Source organism: Polaribacter litorisediminis (assembly GCF_019968605.1).
GTDB lineage: Bacteria > Bacteroidota > Bacteroidia > Flavobacteriales > Flavobacteriaceae > Polaribacter > Polaribacter litorisediminis.
In genome coordinates this window covers 1,996,908-2,020,525 of the sequence record NZ_CP082966.1, presented here as the reverse complement: position 1 = coordinate 2,020,525, position 23,618 = coordinate 1,996,908, and the positions used below count along the sequence as shown (strand labels likewise).

Below are 23,618 nucleotides of genomic sequence, written 5' to 3'. Positions count from 1 at the left end.
TCTGAACGGCATCAAAATATCATTGTAAAGGCACTAATCAAAATCATTTATAAATAATAATATGGATAGATATAAACTTTGAAAGAGATATTCTCTAAATTGCAATAAAGTTTAAACAGATGAAAAATTTTATTCCACCAAAAATAATAAGACAAATTTTTGTTTTATTGCTGATCGTTTTATTTGCTACTTTAATTTTTAAAGAAATAATTCCATATTTTTCTGGGGTTTTAGGTGCAATTACTATTTATGTATTATTAAGAAAATGGATGGTTTATTTGGTTAATAAGAAATGGAAACCAGATTTAGCGGCAGCTTTTTTAATGGTTTTATCTTTTGTATGTATTTTACTGCCAGTTTCCGTTATTGTTTTAATGTTAGGCGATAAAATTGGAAAAGCTGTAGAGAATTCAGAACAATTTGCAAAAGTTATTAAAAGTCAAGTGAGCTATTTTGAAAGTAAATTTGGGTATGATTTATCATCAGAAATTAACGTTTCAGAAATTTCATCTTATATTGCCCATAATCTTGAAAACTTCGCAGGCGGTACATTTAATATGACGATAGCGATTGGCTTAATGTATTTTATGTTGTATTATATGTTTACAAATCGTTCTGAACTTCGAAATTCATTATACGAATACATTCCTATTAGCAAAACAAACTTAAAAATTATCGGTAATGAAGCACAAGCCATGGTTCGTTCTAATGCCATAGGAATTCCTTTAGTAGCAATTTCTCAAGGAATTATTGCTTTGATAGGATTTTTAATCTTCGGTATTAAAGACCCGTTTTTTTGGTTTATCGTTGTAACCATAGGTTCTATGATTCCTTTTGTAGGAACTTTAGTTGGTATTTTGCCTGTTTTTATTTTAACGATGTCTGCAGGAAAAGAATTTGCTGCTTGGGGAATTTTAATCTACGGCTTTCTTGTCGTTGGTTTTACAGACAATGTCATTAGACTTTTTATTTTAAAAAAATTAGACAATGTGCATCCTTTAATTACCTTAATAGGTGTCATTGTTGGTGTGCCATTATTTGGTTTTATTGGCTTAATTTTTGGGCCGCTTTTAATCAGTTTATTTCTGATTGTAGTTCGTATTTATAAAAAGGAATTTGGTGCGCAACTAGAAGATCACAAAGTGTTGTAACAGGTTTCAACGCTTTTTTTGAGAATACGAGTTGGTCTTTATTATTCATAAAAATCATGAATATTTGGGCTTGGTTATAAATTTTTTACATCAAAAAATATGAGTTCTTAATTTTAAAACTTCATAGCCACTTTAAAGTTTAAAACTCTACCCGTCATAAAATTGGGTATCCCAAATTGTGTTTTAGAGTATACATCTCGTACCCAGGTATTTGTAATTGCATTCTGAATATCAAACATATTAAACAATTCTAAACCTGCGGACAATTCTTTAAATTTAGACAACCAGCCCGTTGTATAACGTTTATTAGCATCCGCAAAAATATAAGAAACCCCTAAATCTGCACGTCTATAATCTCGCAATCGCTGTTGAAAATTATAAGGATCAGAATAAGAAGGTGCTCCGCCAGGAACGCCCGAATTATAGACTAAATTTAAATAGGCTTTTAAATCTGGTAGATTAGGAACGTAATCTTGAAATAAAATTCCGAACTTAATTCTTTGATCAGAAGGCCTTGCAATAGATCCTCTGTTATTAATGTTTTCTTCAGTTTTTAAATATCCAAAACTAACCCAGCTTTCGCTTCCGGGAACAAATTCTCCATTAAGGCGTACATCAAGACCTGTGGCAAAGGCAGTTGCAGCGTTGTCTGCTCTGTAACGAATTCTAACATTATCAATTGTGTAAGCATTTACATCTGTTAAATCTTTGTAATAAATTTCTGTAGTTAACTTAAAAGGACGGTTCCACATTTCAAAACTATAGTCCATGCCAGTTACAAAGTGAATTGATTTTTGAGCTTTTACATCTACATTTATATTTCCATCAAAATCTCGTAATTCTCTGTATGATGGGGGTTGCGAATACCATCCGCCAGAAACCCGAAATAACATGTCTTTTTGCCAATCTGGTTTTATGGCAAACTGACCTCTAGGACTAAGTATAAACTGATTATTAGAGGCAACACCATTCCCTGTTACAGACCAACGATGGGCTCTAACACCTAAATTATACCATATTTGATGATCGTTCCAAAAAGAACGTTGATTAAACTGTACAAAACCAGAGAATCTATGAATAGCAACATGATTATCTTTTCTTATATTTTGATAGGGTGCAATTTCACCTTCAAAGGGTTCGTAAGGCTGATTGTTGGATGAATGAAAAGGAGGTCTTATCGCAAAACCTAAAGAGTCAATAATTTCCCATTCTCTAATTCTGTCTATAATATCTTCTTTTTGATATTTTGCACCGAAATTCCATTGTATATTTTCTTTTTTAAGGGTTCCTCGAATTTGAACATTGGTAATTAAAGCATCTAAATCATTACGAGCGTGATTTAATTGAGAGCCAATTCCTTGAGAAAATTCAACCTCACCAAAATTTTCAGAACCAATATTGGCATCTACTTCCCCTAAATTATATTGAGCAGAGATATCAAAATACTCTTCTTCTTGCGTATTATATCTAGATGCTGTTGTGGTAATTTTAAAATTGTCGTTTATTTTATAATCACCAGATAACGCGCCGAAAAGTGTTAAATAATTATTTTGTTCTTGACCTTCATAAAAAACAATCAACTCAATAGGGTTTACGACCGTTCCGAAACGAGTTCTTCTAGAGATCGGTTTATAATTGTAGTTGTTTAAAGAGAAATTCCCTAAAAAATTTAATTCGAATTTTTCAGAAAATTGATAAGATAAATAGGTTTGAACATCCGTAAACCTGGGTCTAAAGTTAATTTCAATTTGTTTACTATTTACAAATAAACTATTATCTCGGTATCGAACTCCGGCAATGGCACTTAATTTATTATCTAAAAAAAGTCCTTCAAAAGTAGCACTTGCGCCCAACAAACTAGCATCAATAGTGATGGCCGTTTCCGCAGGTTTTTTATAGGTGATATCTAAAACCGACGATAATTTATCACCATATTTTGCTTGAAATCCACCCGCAGAAAAATCAATATTCTGCACCATATTTGTATTGATAAAGCTCAATCCTTCCTGCTGACCAGATCTTACTAAAAATGGTCTGTATACTTCAATTCCGTTTACATAGACAAGGTTTTCATCAAAATTACCACCTCTTACATTGTACTGCGTACTTAATTCATTATTGTTATTTACGCCGGGTAATGTCATCAATACATTTTCTACACCCGCATTAGGACCAATAATATTTTTAGCTTTTAGAACATCAATATTTGTAATTCCGGCCGCTACTTTTCTTTTGTCTTTAATTACAACTTCATCTAAATTTTCTGTTTTTAAGGTTAAAATAGGCGAGAAGCGAATTACATTTCGACTTTTGGCTGTAATTTTGGTAGTCAATTTTTGGTAAGAAATGTGGTTAAACATAATTGTAATTTCTTGGTCAAGAGGAATTCTTAATTGATAATTCCCATCTTCGTCAGAAACAGTACCTGTTTTGCCAAATTTTATAGAAACCTTTTCTATGCCCTTTTTTTGACTGTTTTTTACAGTACCTTTTAAAATGGTTGTTTTTTGAGCAACTAAAAAACCAGGAACCATGAATAGAAATAGAAAGATGTTTTTCACAAAAATTAGTTTATTTATTTCTTAAAGAACGCTGCAGAAAGTGTATTCGTATTCCCAACATTGTCTGAAACTACAAGATTAAAGATATGTTTGCTACCAACCAATGTTTTATCATTAAAATTATACGTTAAAATTCCTTTTTTATGATTGTATTCCATTAAAATCCATTCACCATCAATCGTGGCTCTGTAATCTTTGATTCCAGAATCTTTATCACTAATTTTTACGTTGATAGTTTTCGCATTCGTAAGCCATTGCTCATCTTTAAATGACAACAACTGGATAGTAGGTTTTTCATCATCAGATAGCAAGGTGTAGTTTCCTAACGTTTTTGTGGTGGTGTAAAAAGTGCTGTCTCTTTTTCTGGTATACTTATATATTGGGTATGTTGGATATTCTAAACTTGCAATATATAATTGTTCTCTTTCTGCTTCAGAATACTCAGCAACATTAAAAGTTAGGGTAAAACTTTTGTTTAAAGGAATGGTTGGCGAGTGTATTTTGGCAATTTTTTTATCAACCTTAAAATCTAAAAACACATCTTTATAAAAGGTGTTTTTAGGAAAAGCAATAGTAACGTTGTCTTTTGTGAATTTATTGAATTTTTTTGCCGCTATTTTATAGTTTGTGGTGTCTTCTTGTTGGGTAAAAATAGTATTACTCTCTTTTCCCGCAACAGGTATTTTTATAGCACTTAAATTGCCCGCAAAGTCTTTTGCAATAATTTCTATGGTGTAGTTGAACCCTTTTTTAATGTTAATTTTACCACTGTTAATCAAATTTTTGTAGGTAGAAAGTTTGTTTGCCGTTACTTTATGTGTTTTTTGATAACGTCTTTTATATTTCTTATAATGCTCATAGTCGATGTGCAAATTAAGATATTTACTTTCAGAAAACGAAAAAGTTTCTACATCATGGTAATAAAAACGTTTGCCGTTTACAAGCATTTCTAAACTATAAATTCCGTTTTTATTAGGAGCACCATTAAATCGATCAAAAACGCTCACTCCAAAACCGATCACACCACTAGCTGTAATTCTATCTGCTATATAGGTTCCTTCTCCTGTGTTTTTTATCGGAATTTGAAAACTCTTTTTTTGTTGATTTACTCTCGCATCAGCACTTAAGGAATACACTTTTAAAGATTGAAAGGTTGGAGATTTGATGTCTTTAACTTCCAATCCAAATAATAAGGGATTGATAATATTTTCTGAAGCCGTATTTCTAATTTCATAATGCAAGTGTGGTGCTCCAGAACCGCCTGTATCTCCAGAAAGCGCAATAATTTCGCCTTTTTTTATTGGGAATTTTTTGTCTTTAAAATACAAATTTCCAGTTTCATAATTTTCTTTTTTGTATTGTATGGATTTTACATATTTTTCAATAGGTTCACTAAACTTACTTAAATGACCATATACAGTAGTATACCCATTTGGGTGTGTAATATAAATGGCTTTTCCGTAACCAAATTGTTGCACTTTTATTCTAGAAACATAGCCGTCTGCAGTTGCAAAAACATTGAGACCTTCCTTACCTTGCGTTTTTATATCTACACCTGAATGAAAATGATTGTTGCGTAATTCCCCAAAAGAACCCGATAATAGAATCGGAATATCTAATGGCGTTCTAAAATAGTTTTCAGGATATTTTTCTTGGGCAAATAATACAAAGTGCAAGGATAGAAATAACAGTAGGAAGATAGGTTTCAAAAGACAATAATTTTATGTAAAAATAGTAAAAATCTTCCTTTTTGTAATATGTTTAAATTCAGTTGATTAGTAAAAAAGTAAGAAAATGTTGTAAAGTTTAAAACAGAATGCTAACTTTGTGCAGATAGATTATTCTAATAGAAAAATGAGTAATACACTAGAAGCAATTCACTTACTAGAGAAAACGTTGAAAAACCTTCTTTCTAAATATGAATTTATAAAGAGAGAAAATCAAATTTTGCTTCAAAGTAACCATAAATTACAACATCAACTTTTAGAAACATCGCAAAATTTAGCCAGTCAAAAAGAAGAGTTTGATTTGTTGAAAATTGCAAAAACTATTGAAGGCAGCAGTTCAAATACTAAAGATACAAAACTGAAGATAAATTCATTGATTAGAGAAATTGATAAATGCATTGTTCAGTTACAAGAATAAAGTTCTTTAAATTGTGAGTAATAAACTAAAGATTAATATAATAATTGCCGGTAGAAGCTATCCTTTAAGTGTAAATAACACACGGGAGGAGCAAGGTATGCGCAAAGCGGCTATTGCTATTAACAAATTAATTGCGATGTACGAGCAAAATTATGCAGTAAGCGATAAACAAGATGTTTTAGCAATGTCTGCATTACAATTTGCTTCTAAATTAGAAATATTATCTTTGGATAAAACCGATACAACACAAGAAGAAATTCAAAAATTAAATGATCTTACAAAATTAGTAAGCGCTCATTTAGAATAAGTTCATTAAAATACACATTAACAACACACTGCCTACGTTAGTAATTGTTTATTAAACTCAACACTATTCTATTATGAAGGATGAGTCATAACTACTAGAGCATGCCGTTAGTTCCGAATTTTCATACTGAATTATTTCAGTATCATTTTCGGTGTCTTAAGCGGATCCTTGAACAGTTAGTTAATCCTATAAATGTCATTTTGGAGTTTAAAAACCTATCTAACGTAGGCTTTTTTTATATATAAATTTAAATTATGGATGTAATGATACTTCCCATTGTTTTGGGAGTTATAGTAGGTATAGTAATAGGTTTTTCAATCTTCAAGTCTATTGAAAAATCGAAAGGTAAAAAAATGTTAAACGGCGTAAGAAAAGAGGCGGCCACAATTTTAAAAGAAGCAAAAATTGATGCAGAATCAGTTAAAAAAGATAAAATTTTACAAGCAAAAGAAAAGTTTATAGAATTGAAATCTGAACATGAAAAAGTAATTTTAGCAAGAGAAAAAAAGATTTCTGATGTTGAAAAAAGAATTAGAGATAGAGAATCTAAAGTCGCTTCAGAATTTGATAAAAACAAACGACTAAATCAATCTCTTGCTCAAAAAGAAAAAGACTATAATTTTAAATTAGATTTTTTAGAAAAGAAAGAAGAAGATCTAGATAAAATGCACACACGTCATGTAGACATGTTAGAGCAAATTTCTGGTCTATCTGCCGAAGAAGCTAAAAAAGAACTGGTAGCCTCTTTAAAAGATAAAGCAAAAGCTGAAGCAATGGCCTTTGTTCAAACGTCTATAGAAGAGTCAAAATTAACTGCAGAACAAGAAGCAAGAAAAGTCATTTTAGGAACGATTCAAAGAGTAGGCGTAGAGCAAGCTGTAGAGAATTGTGTTTCTGTATTTAATTTAGAGTCTGATGATGTAAAAGGAAGAATCATTGGACGAGAAGGACGAAATATTAGAGCTTTAGAAGCTGCAACTGGTGTAGAAATTATTGTTGATGATACACCTGAAGCGATTATACTTTCTTGTTTTGATCCAGTTCGTAGAGAAATTGCACGTTTAGCCATGCATAAATTGGTTACAGACGGTAGAATTCACCCAGCTAGAATTGAAGAGGTTGTAAAAAAGACCGAAAAACAAATTACCCAAGAAATTATAGAAGTTGGTAAAAGAACCGTTATAGATTTAGGAATTCATGGATTGCATCCAGAATTAATAAAAACGGTTGGACGGATGAAATATCGTTCTTCTTATGGACAAAATTTATTGCAGCACTCTAGAGAAGTCTCTAATCTTTGTGGTATTATGGCTTCCGAAATGGGTTTAAACGCAAAATTAGCCAAAAGAGCAGGTTTATTGCATGATATTGGTAAAGTACCCGATGCAGAAAGCGAATTACCACACGCACTTTTAGGAATGCAGTGGGCCGAAAAATACGGCGAAAAAGAAGAGGTTTGTAATGCGATTGGAGCGCACCACGACGAAATTGAGATGAAAAGTTTATTATCACCAATTGTACAAGTCTGTGATGCCATTTCAGGAGCAAGACCAGGAGCAAGACGCCAAGTATTAGATTCTTATATTCAGCGTTTAAAAGATTTAGAAGAAATTGCTTTTGGTTTTACGGGGGTTCAAAAAGCCTACGCTATTCAAGCCGGACGTGAATTACGTGTTATGGTAGAAAGTGGAAAAGTAAACGATACCAAAGCTGCTGAATTATCTTTTAGTATCTCTCAAAAAATACAAAATGATATGACGTATCCTGGTCAAGTTAAAGTAACTGTAATTAGAGAAACTAGAGCCGTGAATGTTGCTAAATAAAAAGCGAAGCCCCTATTGATATTCCCTAATAAAAGAGGTACTCTTGAGGAAATCTACCCGAATTAAAATATATTTAAAAAAATCTTGTTTTTAAAAAAGCAAGATTTTTTTTGTTTTGTGATGATGTCAACCCGTTGTTTCTTATTGGTTTTATTCATTAGAGGTATTTAAAGTTTAATTTAATCTTTTTCTGGGATGATACGTCTCCAAGACTTCTTTTAAATAACTTGTATTTAAATGCACATAAACTTCTGTAGTAGTAATACTCTCGTGCCCTAACATTTGTTGAATTGCTCTTAAATCGGCACCATTTTTCAATAAATGAGTTGCAAAAGAATGTCTTAATGTATGCGGACTTATTTTTTTCTTTAAGTTAATTTTAACCGATAAGTCTTTTAAAATAGTGAAAATCATTTGTCGTGTTAAACCTTTGCCTCTTCTATTTAAAAACAAGGTGTCCTCAAAATTTTTAATAGGTTTTAGATGCGTTCTAATTTCATGAATATACATAGAAATATATTTTTGAGCGGTGTAATGAATGGGTACATAACGTTCCTTATTTCCTTTGCCCGTTACTTTTATAAAACCTTCGTCAAAAAATAAATCTGATATTTTTAAGGTGATGAGTTCACTAACTCTTAAACCACAGCTATACATAGTTTCTATAATCGTTCTGTTTCTTTCGCCTTGAGGATGGCTTAAATCGATGGCTGAAATGAGTTCATTAATTTCATCTTCGGATAAAGTATCCGGTAATTTTCTTCCGATTTTTGGTGTTTCAATTAAATCTGTAGGATTTGTTTCTCTATAATCTTCAAACACTAAATAATCAAAAAAACTGCGCAATCCAGAAATAATTCTTGCCTGACTTCTAGGATTTACTTTTTTTGCAACCTCATAAATAAATTGCTGAATTGTAACTTCATCAATAGAAATAGCAGAACAATTGATGTCATTTTCGTCGAGAAAAAGCGTAAGTTTTTCTAAATCTCTAGTGTAACTATCTAGGGTATTTTGAGATAAACCTCTTTCAATCTTTAAATATAATTGATAATCTCTAATTGCGTGTTGCCATTTCATTTGCTAAAAATAAAGTATATATTTACAACTTTATAAAAATTTATGAAACTATTTATTATAAACGGTCCAAACCTAAATTTATTAGGAAAACGAGAACCAGAAATTTATGGTTCTAAAACTTTTGAAGATTTTTTTAGTGATCTTGCACTAAAGTTTAAGAATGTGGAATTGTCTTATTTTCAATCGAATATTGAAGGTGAAATTATTGATAAATTACACGAAGTTGGTTTTGATTATGACGGCATTATTTTAAATGCAGCAGCCTACACACATACTTCTGTAGGTATTGGAGATGCTGTAAAAGGAATTACAACGCCCGTTGTGGAGGTTCATATTTCAAATATTCACGCTCGTGAAGCGTTTAGGCAACATAGCTATATTGCTCCTTCCGCAAAAGGCGTTTTATTTGGTTTTGGTTTAAAAGGATATGAATTAGCAATTCAGAGTTTTTTATAATGCTCTGTGAATTTTTCAAATTTTCCTCTGAAAATTGTTTCTGAAAACTACTGCCTTTTAAAGTTCTAAAAACATTTTGATATTTGCTCTTTCGTAATGCACCTCTTTTTCTAATTCAATTTCAATAAAACCTATTTTTTTATACAAATTAATTGCAGGTACCAAAGATCTATGAGAATATAAAGTAATGCTTTTCCATGCTTTATTTTTTGCAAATTCGATGCAGAAAGCAACTAATTTTTGACCAATTTTTAAACCTTGATATTCTGAGGAAACTGCCATTTTACTCAATTCAAAAAAAGTTTTTTGGTTGATAAGTGCCACAACTCCGACTATTTTATGGTTATATTTTGCAAAAAAGATAAAGCCACCAGGATCAAGTACATACTCTTTTGGATTGCTTAATACCTTTTCGTCATAAGGTTCTACATAGAAATATTTTTTTAACCAAGCGACATTTAAATCGTAAAAATCTTTTGCATACACTTTTTGATATGCTATAATTTGTAAATTCTCATTGTTTATCATAAACAGGTTGCGTTAAGGATTGAAATGGCATCCTTTTGCTTTTTTAAGCAAAAGATATAATGGAAAGCCTGACCACACATTTTTCTTGTGTGGTAACGCCCAAGATAAATTAAATTTCTTCATCATTAGAATTCATGGCATATTCGATGTTTTTTTCTTGCAGCTTTATTGGAAGCTATTTGTCATAATTTTAAACCTTTTACTGTTTTAACCATATGTATAACAGTATTAATTTTATGAGTGTTTTTGCTTTAATTATTGTGTTTAAATTAAAAAAAATACGATTCCTGCAAGTAGCGTTTTATCATAATGAGCCTACAATAATAAATTGTTAATTCAGTTTTTTTGATAAAAAGAGGTATCTAAAAAAAAGGAATAGTAAGAATGGAATTATTGAAATTGGGAACAATTGAATTTTTAAAAGCCAAAGAATCGGAATGAACATCAAAAGAACCCCTAAAAATTTAAAGTAGGTGGAGAGCCATTTTTTTGGATGCTCTTTCAGCATTAAAAATGCGATGCTTATGTTTGGGGCAAATGCCCATAAAACATTAAAATTATTTGGCGTTGTGGAGTGATTTGTAAAAAACCACAGAAAGGTGATTAAAATGCCAATAATACCTGTTGTAAAAAGTAATGCAAAATCAATCCATTTTGTTCTCTTTTTCTTTTTGAAATCCCTAAAAGTAAAAAAAATACCAATCAAAGAAATAGTACTAAAAATTAAAAACGGATTTAAGATTGCAATTTCTTGCTCTAATTCTTTAAAATCTAATAAGATATCTTCTCTTTTTACGATTTTTTTTGGTTGATTTTTTACATAGACAGTGCTGTTTTTGAAAATAGTATACACATAATCAGGTAAATACATATATTGTGTAAAGTTTGCTTTTGCATCTAATTTACTTCCTAAAGCCAAGTTAATACCAAAACTTCCCCAAGTATTCCAAGGAATTTCTTTGTCCATTAATTGTCTAAAAGATTGGTTTGTATCAATATGATGATCACTAAATTTTACCTTATCGCCTAAAATAGTTGTGGTGATGTCTCTTAATTTTGTGGCACAATTATTAAAATAGGGATCATATAAATAGGTAGCATTTTCTGGCAATGCATTGTTTTCTAAATATGCAAAAAACGCTTGTTTTTGCTGCTGATCTAAGTTTAAAACTTGTTGTTTTACCCAGCGTTTGTCTTTATTATAACTGGCTAAAAAATACTTGAAATCGTATCTAGCAAGCAAGTAAAGTAATTTTCCTTTGGTAAAATTTGAATAAAAATTAGGAGCGTTAAAATCGAACATTCCATAATTATAAATTAAATCTAAACGTAAAACAGGATCTTTAATTCTAATGGCACTATGACCAAATGCTTCGTATAATTCAGTTCCTGGCCCTGCTGTTACCATGCTAATTTCTGAATACACAGAAAGTTTTATTTGTGCCTGTAGCGATGTTATGAATAGTAAAAAAAAGAGGAGAATTGAGTATTTTTTTTGCATATAAATTAAGGTCTAAAGAAACTATAATCGAAAGTGATGGAAAAAATATTAGAAAATAGAGCATTACCAACACTGCCGATATTTGTTAAAGCATAATCTATTCGAATCCCTTTATAGTGAAAGCCTAGACCAAAATTTGGTTGTGCTGAGAGCGATTTAGCATCATTAAATTCTGTGATATATTGAAAATTACCAACTCCTAAACGCAGATAAACTAATTGATCGTAATCTAATTGAAAACCAAGCGCAGGACCTATACTACCAGCTTCGGATGAAAAAACGTCATTGGTTTGTTCAAAACGAATGTTTAAATCTACTTCTGTTTGCAAGTTGAAAAGTTTTCCTATTCTAAAGTTTTTGGCAACACCTAACTGCAATTTTGGTTTGGTAAGCTCCGTAGTTTCAGGTAATTCTTGATTTTGACCAGGAATGGCATCTCTAATTTTGTTAAATTCCTCTTCGTTAATTGCCCAGCTATTAAATGTTGTGGTAATGTCTCGAGCCATTAAGCCAAACTTCCAGTTATTTCTTTCAAATTGTAGACCGGCATCAAAGCCAAAACCCCATGAAGATGCAAAATCGCCAATTATTCTTCTCACAACTTTTGCATTGACGCCAAACTTAAGATCCTTAAAAATTAAATTTCGGGCATAGGCAATATTAAAAGCATAATCGGCTGCAGAGAAAAGACTAATTCTATTAAAATCGATGTTTCCATCATTATCAATAAGTTCTGTTGTATTTAGAATATCATCAACTCCAAATCGAATTATAGAAATACCAATGGCACTTTCTCGATCAATGGGCATGGCAAAGGCAGCGTGATTATAATTTGCGATTCCTGCAAAATAAGAAGCATGCATTAAAGAACCTTGATAATCTTCAATGCCCACTAAACCAGCTGGATTCCAGTAAATTGCATTTACGTTATTGGTAGTAGCAACCACAGCTTTACTCATTCCCAAGGCAGCAGCATCAACCCCAATATTTAAAAATTCATTTGAGTAATTTCTGAATGCTTGTGCATTTAAAAATAGTGGAAAAACGAATAAAAGGAGTATAATTTTATATTTCAACAGTTGCAAAGTTTATTAGTAACAAATATCTTAAATCATACTAAAATAACTATTGTTTTTTGTAGATATTGTTTAGGCAATATCAATCCCTATATTTTCTTTTATAAAACGGGTAATTCTGTGTTCTAGCCATCTATTCTCTTGAGGTTTAAAAGAGGTCATAAAGCCAACATGTCCGCCAAATTTGGTTTCTTCGAAAAAAAAGAATTCAGAATTTTCGGCTTCTTCAAAAGGAAAACATTGTCGAGATAAAAAAGTATCATCTTTGGCATTTATGAGCAAAGTTGGACGTATAATTTTTGATAAATACGGTTTGGAACTTGCTTTTTCCCAATAATCTTCTGGGCTATCAAAACCAAAAACAGGTACGCTATACAAATGTTCTAAATGTCTAAATTTAGTAGCTTTGAATAATTTGTCTTTATCTAATTGATATTCAGGGAATTTATGCGCTTTCTCTAAAATTTTGTTTTTCATGGTTTTAAAAAACATTTCCATGTATAACTTATTTTTTAGTTTATCCATTTCTAATTCGGCGCTCGCAATATCTATAGGTACGGAAGATGCAATTCCTCCTTTTACGACTGGGGATAAAGCCTCTCCTTGTTCACCCAAATATTTTAGCGTTAAATTTCCGCCTAGACTAAAACCGACAATGATGATGTTTTTATAGCTGTAATTTTTTAAAAGATATTTTACAACAAAATCTACATCTTCTGTTTTTCCGCTATGATAAGTAGAAAGTAGTAAATTATCTTCACCGCTGCAGCCCCTTAAATTAAAACAAACGGTATCGATTCCTTTCGAATTTAAATAATTTGTGTGGGATGCCATGTATCTAGATTCAGAACTGCCCTCTAAACCATGAATTAGCAGCGCCAAAGTTTCTGAACCGACACAAGAAAAATCTAAATCAAAAAAATCATGATCCCAAGTTTTAATTCTTTTTCTTTGGTAAACAGCTTTGTCTTTCATAAAAAGCGGTCTGTACATGGTATTAAAATGACCATTTCTAAAAGGAATGGTGGGTAAGAAGTTAGATTCGAAAACAGGCATACCGTTAATATTTTTACAAATATGATAAATATTTAATCAATTTAGAAAATTAAGAAATTTCCTTTTGTTATTTTAGCCAAAATTCACTTTAATGAACTTAAAAAAACACATTCCGAATTTATTAACATTAGGCAATCTTTTTTGCGGAACTATCGCAACAGTGTTTGCTGTTGAAGGCGATTTTATAATGGCTGGTTTGTTTGTAGTGATCGGCATTTTATTTGATTTTTTAGACGGGTTCGTAGCGCGTTTGTTAAAAGTTTCTGGAGAATTAGGCAAACAATTAGATTCTTTGGCAGATATGGTTACTAGTGGTGTGGTGCCAGGTGTTATCATGTTTAATTTATTATCAGAAAGTGGTAGTTTTAGTACTTTGGCAGAGCGTACAGAAGCGATGATGTGGATAGGATTTAAATTCGCGCCAGTTCAATTTATAGGTTTATTTTTAACTTTAGGAGCTTGTTATAGATTGGCTAAATTTAATTTAGACACCAGACAATCTGACTCTTTTATAGGGTTGCCAACACCAGCAATGAGCTTATTTGTGATTTCTCTGCCGCTAATTCATGAATATTCGGATATAGAATTTGTTAGTAATTTAATGAGTAATCATTATTTTTTAAGCATAGTTACGTTGGTTTTAACCTATTTAATGAATGCAGAAATTCCCCTTTTTTCCTTAAAATTTAAAGACTATTCTCTTCAAAAAAACTGGATTATTTATTTGTTTTTAATTTCTTCAACACTGTTAATATTTATATTTAGTTATCTCTCGATTCCTATAATTATTATTTTATATGTAGTTTTGTCTGTATTCAAAAATTTGACGTCCAAAGGTTAAAATTCATGAAGAAAGCCGTCCTTCCGAAAAATGAAGCAGAAAGGTTAAATGTTTTAGATAATTATAACATTTTAGATTCTTTACCAGAAGAAGATTATGATGCCATTGCTAAAATTGCATCCGGTATTTGTAATTCTCCCATAGCACTGATTTCATTAATAGATAAAGACAGGCAGTGGTTTAAATCCAATCATGGATTGGATGCTAGAGAAACGTCAAGAGATTTTGCTTTTTGTGCACATAGCATTTTAAATCCTGACGAGTTATTTATTGTAAATGATGCTACAAAAGACGAACGTTTTTTTGATAACCCTTTAACAACAGGAAACCCAAATGTAATTTTTTATGCAGGAGCACCTTTAAATACTTCAGAAGGATTTCCTTTAGGTACCTTGTGTGTTATTGATAGTAAACCGAGAGAGTTGAATTTAGCTCAAAAAAATTCTTTAAAATTACTTGCAAAACAAGTCGTTAGTTTACTAGAATTAAGAAAGAAGAATTATGAGCTTCAAGAATTAAATAAAAAAGTAACAAACCTAAATGAACAATTAAATAATTTCGCTTATCGATTAACACATGATTTAAAATCTCCTATTAGTGGTGTTAATTATTTGATTGATCTGTTAAAAGAAGACCATATCAATCTATTTAAAGATACACAAGCAGAAGAATATTTAAACCTCATAGATGGAAGAATGGTTTATATGGGTGCTTTGATTAATGATATTTTAGAATACACAAAGGTAAATACTGAAAATATTATTTACGAGGAGTTTAATTTAAAAACACTCTTAGAAAGTATTGTTAGTCATACTGATTTTGAAAATAAAATGGTTTTAAGCGCTACTAATATGAATATTAAAAGCTCTAAAATAGGATTTGTTCAAATTTTTCAGAATTTAATCTCAAATTCCAGAAAATTCTGTGATGAAGAGAAGGTTGAAATTGATGTAGCCTGCATGAAAGAAGGAGAATATTATCATCTTACATACAAAGACAATGGTCCAGGAGTTGATGAAAAATATTGGGAAAAAGTTTTTGTGATGTTGGAAACCTTAGAAAACACCAATAATGAAAACACAGGAATAGGCTTGGCAACCGTTAAATCTATAGTTGAAAGGTTAGAGGGTGAAATTTATTTAAAAGATAGAGCAGATGGTTTTAAAGGGGTTTCTTTTCATTTTTCAATAAAAGAACATGTGTAGCAAAAAATTGTCTTAGGATTTTTTGCTTTTATTGAAAAACTCTTTTCTTTTTTAATTCAAAATCTTTTCCTAGATATACTTTTCGCACCATTTCATCAGCAGCTAGTTCTTCTGGCGTGCCTTCTTTTAGGATACTACCATTATACATCAAGTACGTTTTATCTGTAATAGCCAAAGTAGCTTGCACATCATGATCTGTAATTAAAATACCTATATTTTTAGTTTTTAATTGTGCAACAATGCTTTGTATATCTTCTACAGCGATAGGATCTACTCCTGCAAAAGGTTCGTCTAGTAAAATAAAACTTGGATCTGAAGCCAAGCAACGAGCAATTTCTGTTCTACGTCTTTCTCCTCCAGAAAGTAAATCTCCTCTATTTTTACGAACATGACCAATATTAAACTCTTCAATTAAAGACTCTAATTTTATTTTTTGTTCTTTTTTTGATAAATCTGTAAATTGCAGAACAGACAAAATATTGTCTTCTACAGATAATTTTCTAAATACAGATGCTTCTTGCGCTAAATACCCAATTCCTTTTTGCGCACGTTTGTACATTGCGTCGTTGGTTATTTCTTCATCATTTAAATAAATATGACCAGCATTGGGTTTAATCATTCCAACAATCATGTAAAAAGATGTTGTTTTTCCAGCGCCATTGGGTCCTAAAAGACCGATAATTTCACCTTGCTTTACTTCTAAAGAAATGCTTTTTACAACTTTTCTTGCGCCGTAAATTTTTTGAATGTTTTCTGCTCTTAAAATCATGTTTTTCTGATGTATCACTATAGAATTATTTAGTCTTGTAAATGTATTTAATATAACACTATGAAATTCTTAAAACATTCTTAAACAATTATACGTTTTTAGCTTCGTTTTCTAGCGCTTCCCAAAACTCAACCGCTTTTCTTAAATGGGGAATTACAATAGTACCTCCTACTAAAGTAGCAATAGACATCGTTTCCATCATTTCCTCTTTGGTAACGTTATTTTTCATGGCAGACTCTAAATGATATTTTATACAATCATCACATCTTAAAACTGCAGAAGCTACTAAACCTAGCAACTCTTTGGTTTTTACAGGCAAATGACCTTCTTTAAATGTATTTGTATCTAAATTAAAAATTCGCTTGATGACTTTATTGTCATCCGCTAAAATTTTATCGTTCATTTTCTGACGATACTCATTAAACTCTTGAACTTTATTTGGCATTTTTCTCTTGATTTTTTATAACTCTTCGTGAAACGGTAATACTTACTTCATATAAAATAAGCACTGGTATAGCAACTATAACTTGACTTGCTACATCTGGAGGTGTAATAATTGCGGCGACAATTAGTACAACCACCAAAGCATGTTTTCTGTATCTCTTTAAAAATTCTGGTGTTATGAGTCCGATTTTTGTTAAGAAATAAATTAATACAGGTAATTCAAATAACACAGAAACTCCTAGTAACATGTTTGTAACCAGTCCTATATGAGATTCTAGTGTAAAGCTGTTTTCAATAGCATCTGTAATTTGATAATTGTATAAGAAGTTAATGGAGATGGGCGCTATGACATAGAAACTAAATAAAACCCCGATAAAAAACAGCAAAGATGCGATAAAAATAAAACCTCTTGATCTTTTAATTTCGTTAGGGGTTAATCCTGGGGAAACAAAACGCCAAATTTCCCAAAGTAAATAAGGAAAGGAAACAATGATACCTAATATAAATGAAGACCAAATAGAGTTCATTAATTGAGAAGTAACTTTTATACTTTGTAGTTTTTTTTCAGCAAAATTAACGCTGCAAAAATCACTTTCCATACCAAATAAATTAAAGAAGTCACAAAATAGTTGATAGGTAAAAAAGTCCGATTTTAAATGTGCTAGTAGGAAATGATTGTAAACTTGCTCAGAAAAAATAAAAAAGATGATAGCAAAAATAAAAATCGCTGAAGCACTTCGCACTAAATGCCATCTTAATTCCTCTAAATGTCCTAAAAAAGACATTTCTTTTTGTTGTGTAGCCATTAAAAAATACCTTCTTTAATTAAATCATGTAAATGTACAACTCCTGCATAATTATTATCGTCATCTACAGCTAAAATTTGAGTGATACTATTATTTTCTAGGGCATCTAAAGCTTCAATTGCCATAGCGTCTTTATGAATCGTTTTTGGGTTTTTGCCCATAATATCTTTTGCTACAAAATCATCAATTTTTGTTGTTTTACTTAACATTCTTCTAATGTCTCCGTCTGTAATAATACCAATAACTTTATGGTCTTTTATAACGGCTGTAACTCCCAAACGCTTCTCCGATATTTCTATAATTACTTTTGCAATAGAATCATTTTCAGTAACTTGAGGTAATTCGTTGTTTTCTATTAAATCAGAAACTCTTAAGTAAAGTCGTTTTCCTAAAGCACCTCCTGGATGATATTTTGCAAAATCTTTACTTGTAAAGCCTTTTAATTCTAACAAACAAACCGCTAAAGCATCACCCATCACTAATTGTGCAGTAGTACTTGTTGTGGGGGCCAAATTATTAGGACAAGCTTCTTTTTCTACAAAAGTATTTAAAGTAAAATCAGCATTTTTTCCTAGAAATGAGTCAATATTGCCAGTTATAGCAATAATTTTATTTCCATAATTTTTAATTAAAGGCACTAATACTTTTATTTCTGGTGTATTGCCGCTTTTAGAAATGCAGATGACTATATCATCTTCTAAAACATTGCCTAGATCTCCATGGATAGCGTCTGCGGCATGCATAAAAACGGCTGGTGTTCCTGTAGAATTAAAAGTAGCTACAATTTTTGTGGCAATATTGGCACTTTTTCCAATTCCTGTAACAATTACTCTACCTTTAAAATTATAAATATATTTAATGGCATTTTCAAAATCTACATTAATTAAATTTGCTAAATTAGCAATGGCTTTACTTTCTGCTAAAATTGTTTTTTTGGCGTTTGTAATAATTGAAGATTGATTTTTCAAGTGTTTAGTATTTTATCAGAATAAAAAAAAGTTATATCTTTAGATATATTATCAAGACAAATTTACTATAAAAATAAGTTTAGACAAATAATATAATTATAAGGTTTGTCTTTTTAATTTAACAAAATTTATATTGAATGGATTTACATGGTCCTCTTAAAAAATTTTTTGGATTTAACAAGTTCAAAGGATTACAAGAAGAAGTAATAAAAAGTATCGTAAGCAATCATAATACTTTTGTGATAATGCCAACAGGCGGAGGTAAATCTCTATGCTATCAATTGCCTGCTTTAATGGCAGAAGGTACTGCTATAGTGGTTTCGCCTTTAATAGCTTTGATGAAAAATCAAGTTGATGCCATTAGGGGTATTTCTGAACAACACGGCGTAGCGCATGTTTTAAATTCGTCCTTAAATAAAACGGATATCGCGCGCGTTAAAGCAGATATCGCAAGTGGTATTACAAAAATGTTGTATGTTGCGCCAGAATCTTTGATTAAGGAAGAATATGTTGCATTTTTAAGGACACAAAAAATATCTTTTGTGGCTATTGATGAAGCGCATTGTATTTCTGAATGGGGTCACGACTTTAGACCAGAATACCGGAATTTAAAACACATTATTAGTGCTATCGATAAGGTTCCTGTTATTTGTTTAACAGCGACAGCCACTGAAAAAGTACAAGAAGATATTTTAAAAACTTTAGGAATTACAGATGCTAATAGATTTAAAGCTTCTTTTAATAGAGCTAATTTATTTTATGAAGTAAGACCGAAAACAAAAGAAGTTGAGAAAGATATTATTCGTTTTGTAAAACAAAGAGAAGGTAAATCTGGTATTATTTATTGTTTAAGCCGTAAAAAAGTTGAGGAAGTTGCTCAGGTTTTGCAGGTAAATGGTCTCAAAGCAGTTCCTTATCATGCTGGTTTAGATGCTAAAACTAGAGTAAAACATCAAGATATGTTCTTAATGGAAGATTGTGATGTTGTTGTAGCAACCATTGCTTTTGGAATGGGAATTGATAAACCTGATGTTCGTTTTGTAATTCATCATGATATTCCTAAAAGTTTAGAAAGCTATTACCAAGAAACGGGTAGGGCAGGTCGTGACGACGGTGAAGGCTATTGTTTGGCTTTTTATGCTTATAAAGATATCGAAAAATTAGAGAAATTTATGGCGAGTAAGCCAATTGCAGAGCAAGAAATAGGGCATGCTTTATTACAAGAAGTGGTGGGTTATGCAGAAACATCTATGAATCGACGTAAATATTTGTTGCATTATTTTGGTGAAGATTTTGACGAAATAAATGGTGCAGGAGCAGATATGGATGATAACTCAAGAAACCCGAAGAAAAAACATGAAGCGAAAGATGATGTTGTTATACTTTTAAAAGTGGTTAAAGAAACACTGCAGAAATACAAGTCTAAAGAAATAGTCAATACAATAATAGGAAAAGAAAACGCATTACTAACCTCACATAAAACACATTTACAATCTTATTTTGGTATTGGTAAAGATAAGCCAGCGTCTTATTGGATGGCTTTGATTCGCCAAGTTTTAGTAGTTCATTTTATTAAAAAAGAAATAGAGCAATATGGCGTTGTTAAATTAACAGAAGAAGGGGATTATTATATTCAAAATCCTACCTCGTTTATGATGACGGAAGATCATTCTTATAGTGCAGAAAATGATAATGTCATCATAACAAATGCTAAATCTTTAGGAGGTATAGCCGATGAAAATTTAGTGCTGTTGCTTAAAAGTTTACGAAAAAAAGTAGCCATTAAACAAGGAGTTCCTCCATTTGCTGTTTTTCAAGATCCTTCTTTGCAAGATATGGCTTTAAAATATCCAATTACTTTACCAGAACTCGCCACGGTTCATGGCGTAGGAGAGGGCAAGGCAAGAAAATTTGGTAAAGATTTTGTGAAATTAATTTCTGATTATGTGGATGAAAATGACATTTTAAGACCAGATGATTTAATTGTAAAAAGTACGGGTTTAAATTCAGGTTTAAAATTGTTTGTTATTCAAAATACAGATAAAAAATTACCATTAGAAGATATTTCTAAATCAAAAGGTCTAGAAATGAATGAATTGATTAAAGAGATGGAGGTAATTATTTTTTCAGGCACAAAGTTAAATATCAATTATGCTTTAGACGAACTATTAGATGAAGAGCAACAAGAGGAAATCTATGAGTACTTTATGGAAGCTGAAACCGATGATATTGAAGAAGCGCTGAATGAATTTGATGGTGATTATGATGAAGAAGAATTGCGTTTAATGCGAATTAAGTTTTTTAATGAAGTAGGGAATTAAAACTTATATTTCGTTTCAATTGCGTGTTTAATTAATTCATTTCCATTAGCTAAATTTAATTTTCTAATCATGTTTTTTCGGTGAGTATCTACTGTTGTTTTGGCAATAAATAGGTTTTCAGAAATTTCTTTAGAAGTTTTTCCATCTGCAATTAGTTGTAAAATTTCTTTTTCTCTGTTTGATAAAATGATGTTTTGAGATTCTCCGACTGTAACATTATCATCGATATAATCATTCATAAAGTTAAAAGCCACATTTGGATCAAAAAAAGTTTCTCCTTTGGTGACCGCAAATATTGCTTTTGAGAGCATTTTTATTCCAGAATTCTTTAAAATATAACCAGTTGCACCTGCATCAATCATTTGTTTGATAGCATCTGGTTGATCAAACATGGTCATTGCCAAAATATAAATATGAGGAAATTTTTTTTTGATGGCTTTTGTGGCTTGAATGCCATCCATTACTGGCATTCTAATATCCGTTATCACTAATTTAGGCTGTTTTAAAGTGACTAATTTCACCAATTCATCACCATTGTTTGCTGTGTCAATTATGCTTATTTCTTCATCATACTCATAGAAAGATTTTACCCCATCAATTAACATTTGATGGTCTTCTGCCATTATTATTGTTATCATTCACTATTTTTTTCAAAGATAAGAAATGGTGTATGCTTTAAAAATACCTATATGTAGGTATTTATAGAATCGGAATATCCATAATTATGGAGCTTCCTTTGCCCAAAGTTGTATCAATAGTAAAAGTACCTTTTAAATACTGAATCCTTGTTTTTATAGAATGGATCCCCATACCATCATTTAGCTCAACTGTATTTATATCAAAGCCTACGCCATCATCCTCTACTATAATATTTAAATTTTTATCGAATAAAGAAATATTTATCGTAACATTTTTTGCATTAGCATGTTTGATAATATTGGTCATTAGTTCTTGAATAATTCTAAAAACAGTAATTTCTAAATTATTTTCTAAGCGCTTAACAAGATTAAAATCAACAACTTCAATTTTGATGCTATCTGCAGAGGATATTTTTTCTGCCATCATTTTTACAGCAACCAGCAACCCTTTATTTGCAATCACTCCTGCATTTTTGGCATGCGCTATGCTACGCACTTTTAAATAGGCATCATCGATTAGTTTTTCTGTTTTATTGAACAGTTCATCTTGATTAATTTTTTTCTTTTCTCTATTAATTTTTAAATTATCAAAATGTAATTTTAAAGTTGCTAACACAGAACCTAAATTATCGTGTAAATCTTCGGCAATTTGTTTTCGTTCTTTTTCTTGCCCATCTACCATTGCGTTTATGGTGGTTATTTCTTGTTCTTTTATTAACGTTAGGTTTTTTTGCTTTTCGAGTTCTTTTTGTTGTTCTAAGACTTTTCTTTTCCTTTTAGAGTTTTGTAAGGTTAGTGTACCAATGATACTTATTAAAACTAAAGACAATACTGATACTATTAAGTAACTTTTATTTTTTTCTTTATCAACTTTTAATTGAAGATTTTCCCTTTCTTTTTTTTCAGTTTGGTATTTAATTTCAATATCTTCCACCTTCTCAATTAAAGACTGATTTTTTATAACATTATTCAATGAATCATATTTTTCTAAATAAAGTAAAGACTCCTTATAATTTTTGAGTTTTTTAGTATTCTCTGATAAATCTTTATAAATCTTAACCTCTAATTCTTGAAAAGGATCTAATTTTATGTTTTTTAAAGCTTTTTGCAGTTCATTATTTTCTAGTAGTAAATCATTTTTTCTTTTTGCTATAATAGACAAATCATAATGAATATGAGCCAAAGTTCTTTTTGAAGTATTTTGATTAATAGCTTTTTTATTATAGTAGTAAGCAGAATCAATATTATTATAGTGGTTTAAATAAATTGAACCAATATTTTGATAAATTGCTTGAGCTCCGATTTCTGATTCTATATAGGTTAGGGCCTCTCTAAAATTTTTTAAAGCTTTTTTTGGCTCATTATTATTGTCATAAAATACGGCTAAACTATTTAAGCTATACGCAATACTTCTTTTTGACTTATTTTTTTTTGATTCTTTTACATATAATTTTAAATAGATTAGTTCTTTTTCTTTATTGCCTATTCGTCTATAAAGTGAGTACAAACCAGAATAAATAGTTGTTTTTTTATCAAGATATTCAGTAGAGTCTTTTTCGTAAAAATTTAATGCTTTTACAAAATAAATTGCACTAGAATCTATTTTATTTTGTGAACTTTTTAAAAAAGCAATATTAACATTATGTTTTGCTTTAGTTCTTTCTGAAAGCTTTTGCTTATATCTATTAATCGTTAAAATTTGTTGTTGACAACTATCAAATTCTTTTTGTATAAAATGATAAAAAAAGATATTTTTATTTAATAAAAATCTATCTTCAAAAGAAGATAAATCTTTCGAAGATAGCATGTCTATTAATTTTTTTGCTTTTTCTCCATCTCTATATTGTATGGCTAATTCTATAGAATCATTAAGTTTTTTAACTGATAAATTAGTTTGACAAAATAAAGTAAGAGGAAACAAAAAAAATAAAAATTTCATAAA

At 30.5% G+C, this 23,618-nt stretch carries 21 protein-coding genes; 8 read left to right on the top strand and 13 right to left on the bottom strand.

Annotated elements, in window-relative coordinates:
- The first annotated feature begins 119 nt into the window (after positions 1-119).
- On the top strand, positions 120-1,151 hold the full coding sequence (locus K8354_RS08700) for an AI-2E family transporter (protein ID WP_223447305.1): 1,032 nt from the start codon (positions 120-122) through the stop codon (positions 1,149-1,151).
- Positions 1,152-1,264: 113 nt separating this feature from the next.
- Here K8354_RS08700 and K8354_RS08695 read toward each other — a convergent pair whose 3' ends face one another.
- Both K8354_RS08695 and K8354_RS08690 read right to left on the bottom strand, forming a co-directional pair.
- Positions 1,265-3,712 carry a TonB-dependent receptor gene (locus K8354_RS08695; RefSeq protein ID WP_223447303.1) on the bottom strand — a complete coding sequence of 816 codons (2,448 nt, stop codon included), beginning with the start codon at positions 3,710-3,712 and terminating at the stop codon, positions 1,265-1,267.
- 14 nt (positions 3,713-3,726) lie between these two features.
- Entirely contained in the window at positions 3,727-5,421 is a 1,695-nt protein-coding gene (locus K8354_RS08690) for a M23 family metallopeptidase (RefSeq protein ID WP_223447301.1), read from the bottom strand.
- Between the two features lie 145 nt (positions 5,422-5,566).
- Here K8354_RS08690 and K8354_RS08685 point away from each other — a divergent pair, with 145 nt between their 5' ends.
- From K8354_RS08685 to rny, 3 genes are all read left to right on the top strand, one after another.
- A complete protein-coding gene (locus K8354_RS08685) occupies positions 5,567-5,857 on the top strand; it encodes a hypothetical protein (RefSeq protein ID WP_223447299.1) in 291 nt (96 codons plus the stop codon).
- Positions 5,858-5,870: 13 nt separating this feature from the next.
- Positions 5,871-6,164 carry a cell division protein ZapA gene (locus K8354_RS08680; RefSeq protein WP_223447297.1) on the top strand — a complete coding sequence of 98 codons (294 nt, stop codon included), beginning with the start codon at positions 5,871-5,873 and terminating at the stop codon, positions 6,162-6,164.
- A gap of 254 nt (positions 6,165-6,418) precedes the next feature.
- A complete protein-coding gene (rny, locus tag K8354_RS08675) occupies positions 6,419-7,987 on the top strand; it encodes a ribonuclease Y (protein WP_223447295.1) in 1,569 nt (522 codons plus the stop codon).
- 174 nt (positions 7,988-8,161) lie between these two features.
- Here the strand turns inward: rny and xerD are convergent, their stop codons facing one another.
- Positions 8,162-9,067: a site-specific tyrosine recombinase XerD gene (gene xerD / locus K8354_RS08670; RefSeq protein WP_223447294.1), complete on the bottom strand. Its 906-nt coding sequence runs from the start codon at positions 9,065-9,067 to the stop codon at positions 8,162-8,164.
- Between the two features lie 42 nt (positions 9,068-9,109).
- Between xerD and aroQ the strand changes: the two genes are divergently transcribed.
- On the top strand, positions 9,110-9,523 hold the full coding sequence (gene aroQ, locus K8354_RS08665) for a type II 3-dehydroquinate dehydratase (RefSeq protein ID WP_223447292.1): 414 nt from the start codon (positions 9,110-9,112) through the stop codon (positions 9,521-9,523).
- Between the two features lie 57 nt (positions 9,524-9,580).
- Here aroQ and K8354_RS08660 read toward each other — a convergent pair whose 3' ends face one another.
- The 4 genes from K8354_RS08660 to K8354_RS08645 form a co-directional block, all read right to left on the bottom strand.
- Positions 9,581-10,051, bottom strand: coding sequence for a GNAT family N-acetyltransferase (locus tag K8354_RS08660; RefSeq protein ID WP_223447290.1), 471 nt, complete (start codon positions 10,049-10,051; stop codon positions 9,581-9,583).
- 331 nt (positions 10,052-10,382) lie between these two features.
- Positions 10,383-11,552: a lipoprotein N-acyltransferase Lnb domain-containing protein gene (locus tag K8354_RS08655; protein ID WP_223447288.1), complete on the bottom strand. Its 1,170-nt coding sequence runs from the start codon at positions 11,550-11,552 to the stop codon at positions 10,383-10,385.
- Positions 11,553-11,557: 5 nt separating this feature from the next.
- A complete protein-coding gene (locus K8354_RS08650; protein ID WP_223447286.1) occupies positions 11,558-12,628 on the bottom strand; it encodes a putative type IX sorting system protein PorV2 in 1,071 nt (356 codons plus the stop codon).
- 72 nt (positions 12,629-12,700) lie between these two features.
- Entirely contained in the window at positions 12,701-13,684 is a 984-nt protein-coding gene (locus tag K8354_RS08645; protein ID WP_223447284.1) for a YheT family hydrolase, read from the bottom strand.
- A gap of 91 nt (positions 13,685-13,775) precedes the next feature.
- On the opposite strand from K8354_RS08645, the gene K8354_RS08640 reads away from it, so the two are divergent.
- Positions 13,776-14,525 (top strand): CDP-alcohol phosphatidyltransferase family protein, encoded by a 750-nt coding sequence (locus K8354_RS08640; protein WP_223447282.1) that lies wholly within the window; start codon positions 13,776-13,778, stop codon positions 14,523-14,525.
- Between the two features lie 5 nt (positions 14,526-14,530).
- Positions 14,531-15,730 (top strand): GAF domain-containing sensor histidine kinase, encoded by a 1,200-nt coding sequence (locus K8354_RS08635; RefSeq protein WP_223447280.1) that lies wholly within the window; start codon positions 14,531-14,533, stop codon positions 15,728-15,730.
- A gap of 28 nt (positions 15,731-15,758) precedes the next feature.
- Here K8354_RS08635 and lptB read toward each other — a convergent pair whose 3' ends face one another.
- The 4 genes from lptB to K8354_RS08615 all read right to left on the bottom strand — a co-directional run bounded on the left by lptB (position 15,759) and on the right by K8354_RS08615 (position 18,717).
- On the bottom strand, positions 15,759-16,499 hold the full coding sequence (lptB, locus tag K8354_RS08630; protein ID WP_223447646.1) for an LPS export ABC transporter ATP-binding protein: 741 nt from the start codon (positions 16,497-16,499) through the stop codon (positions 15,759-15,761).
- 88 nt (positions 16,500-16,587) lie between these two features.
- Positions 16,588-16,944, bottom strand: a complete 357-nt coding sequence (locus K8354_RS08625; RefSeq protein ID WP_223447278.1) for a carboxymuconolactone decarboxylase family protein — start codon at positions 16,942-16,944, stop codon at positions 16,588-16,590.
- Complete coding sequence (gene tatC, locus K8354_RS08620; RefSeq protein ID WP_223447276.1) at positions 16,934-17,749, bottom strand: twin-arginine translocase subunit TatC; 816 nt, start codon at positions 17,747-17,749, stop codon at positions 16,934-16,936. Before tatC ends, K8354_RS08625 begins: the two co-directional genes overlap by 11 nt.
- Positions 17,749-18,717, bottom strand: a complete 969-nt coding sequence (locus tag K8354_RS08615; RefSeq protein ID WP_223447274.1) for a KpsF/GutQ family sugar-phosphate isomerase — start codon at positions 18,715-18,717, stop codon at positions 17,749-17,751. Before K8354_RS08615 ends, tatC begins: the two co-directional genes overlap by 1 nt.
- Before the next feature lie 137 nt (positions 18,718-18,854).
- Here K8354_RS08615 and K8354_RS08610 point away from each other — a divergent pair, with 137 nt between their 5' ends.
- Positions 18,855-21,038 carry a RecQ family ATP-dependent DNA helicase gene (locus tag K8354_RS08610; protein WP_223447272.1) on the top strand — a complete coding sequence of 728 codons (2,184 nt, stop codon included), beginning with the start codon at positions 18,855-18,857 and terminating at the stop codon, positions 21,036-21,038.
- Here K8354_RS08610 and K8354_RS08605 read toward each other — a convergent pair.
- Entirely contained in the window at positions 21,035-21,676 is a 642-nt protein-coding gene (locus tag K8354_RS08605; protein WP_223447270.1) for a response regulator, read from the bottom strand. The two genes, K8354_RS08610 and K8354_RS08605, sit on opposite strands and share 4 nt — an antisense overlap.
- 61 nt (positions 21,677-21,737) lie before the next feature.
- The gene (locus K8354_RS08600) at positions 21,738-23,615 is read right to left on the bottom strand and encodes a sensor histidine kinase (RefSeq protein ID WP_223447268.1); all 1,878 of its coding nucleotides are present in this window, start codon (positions 23,613-23,615) and stop codon (positions 21,738-21,740) included.
- Positions 23,616-23,618 lie beyond the last annotated feature (3 nt).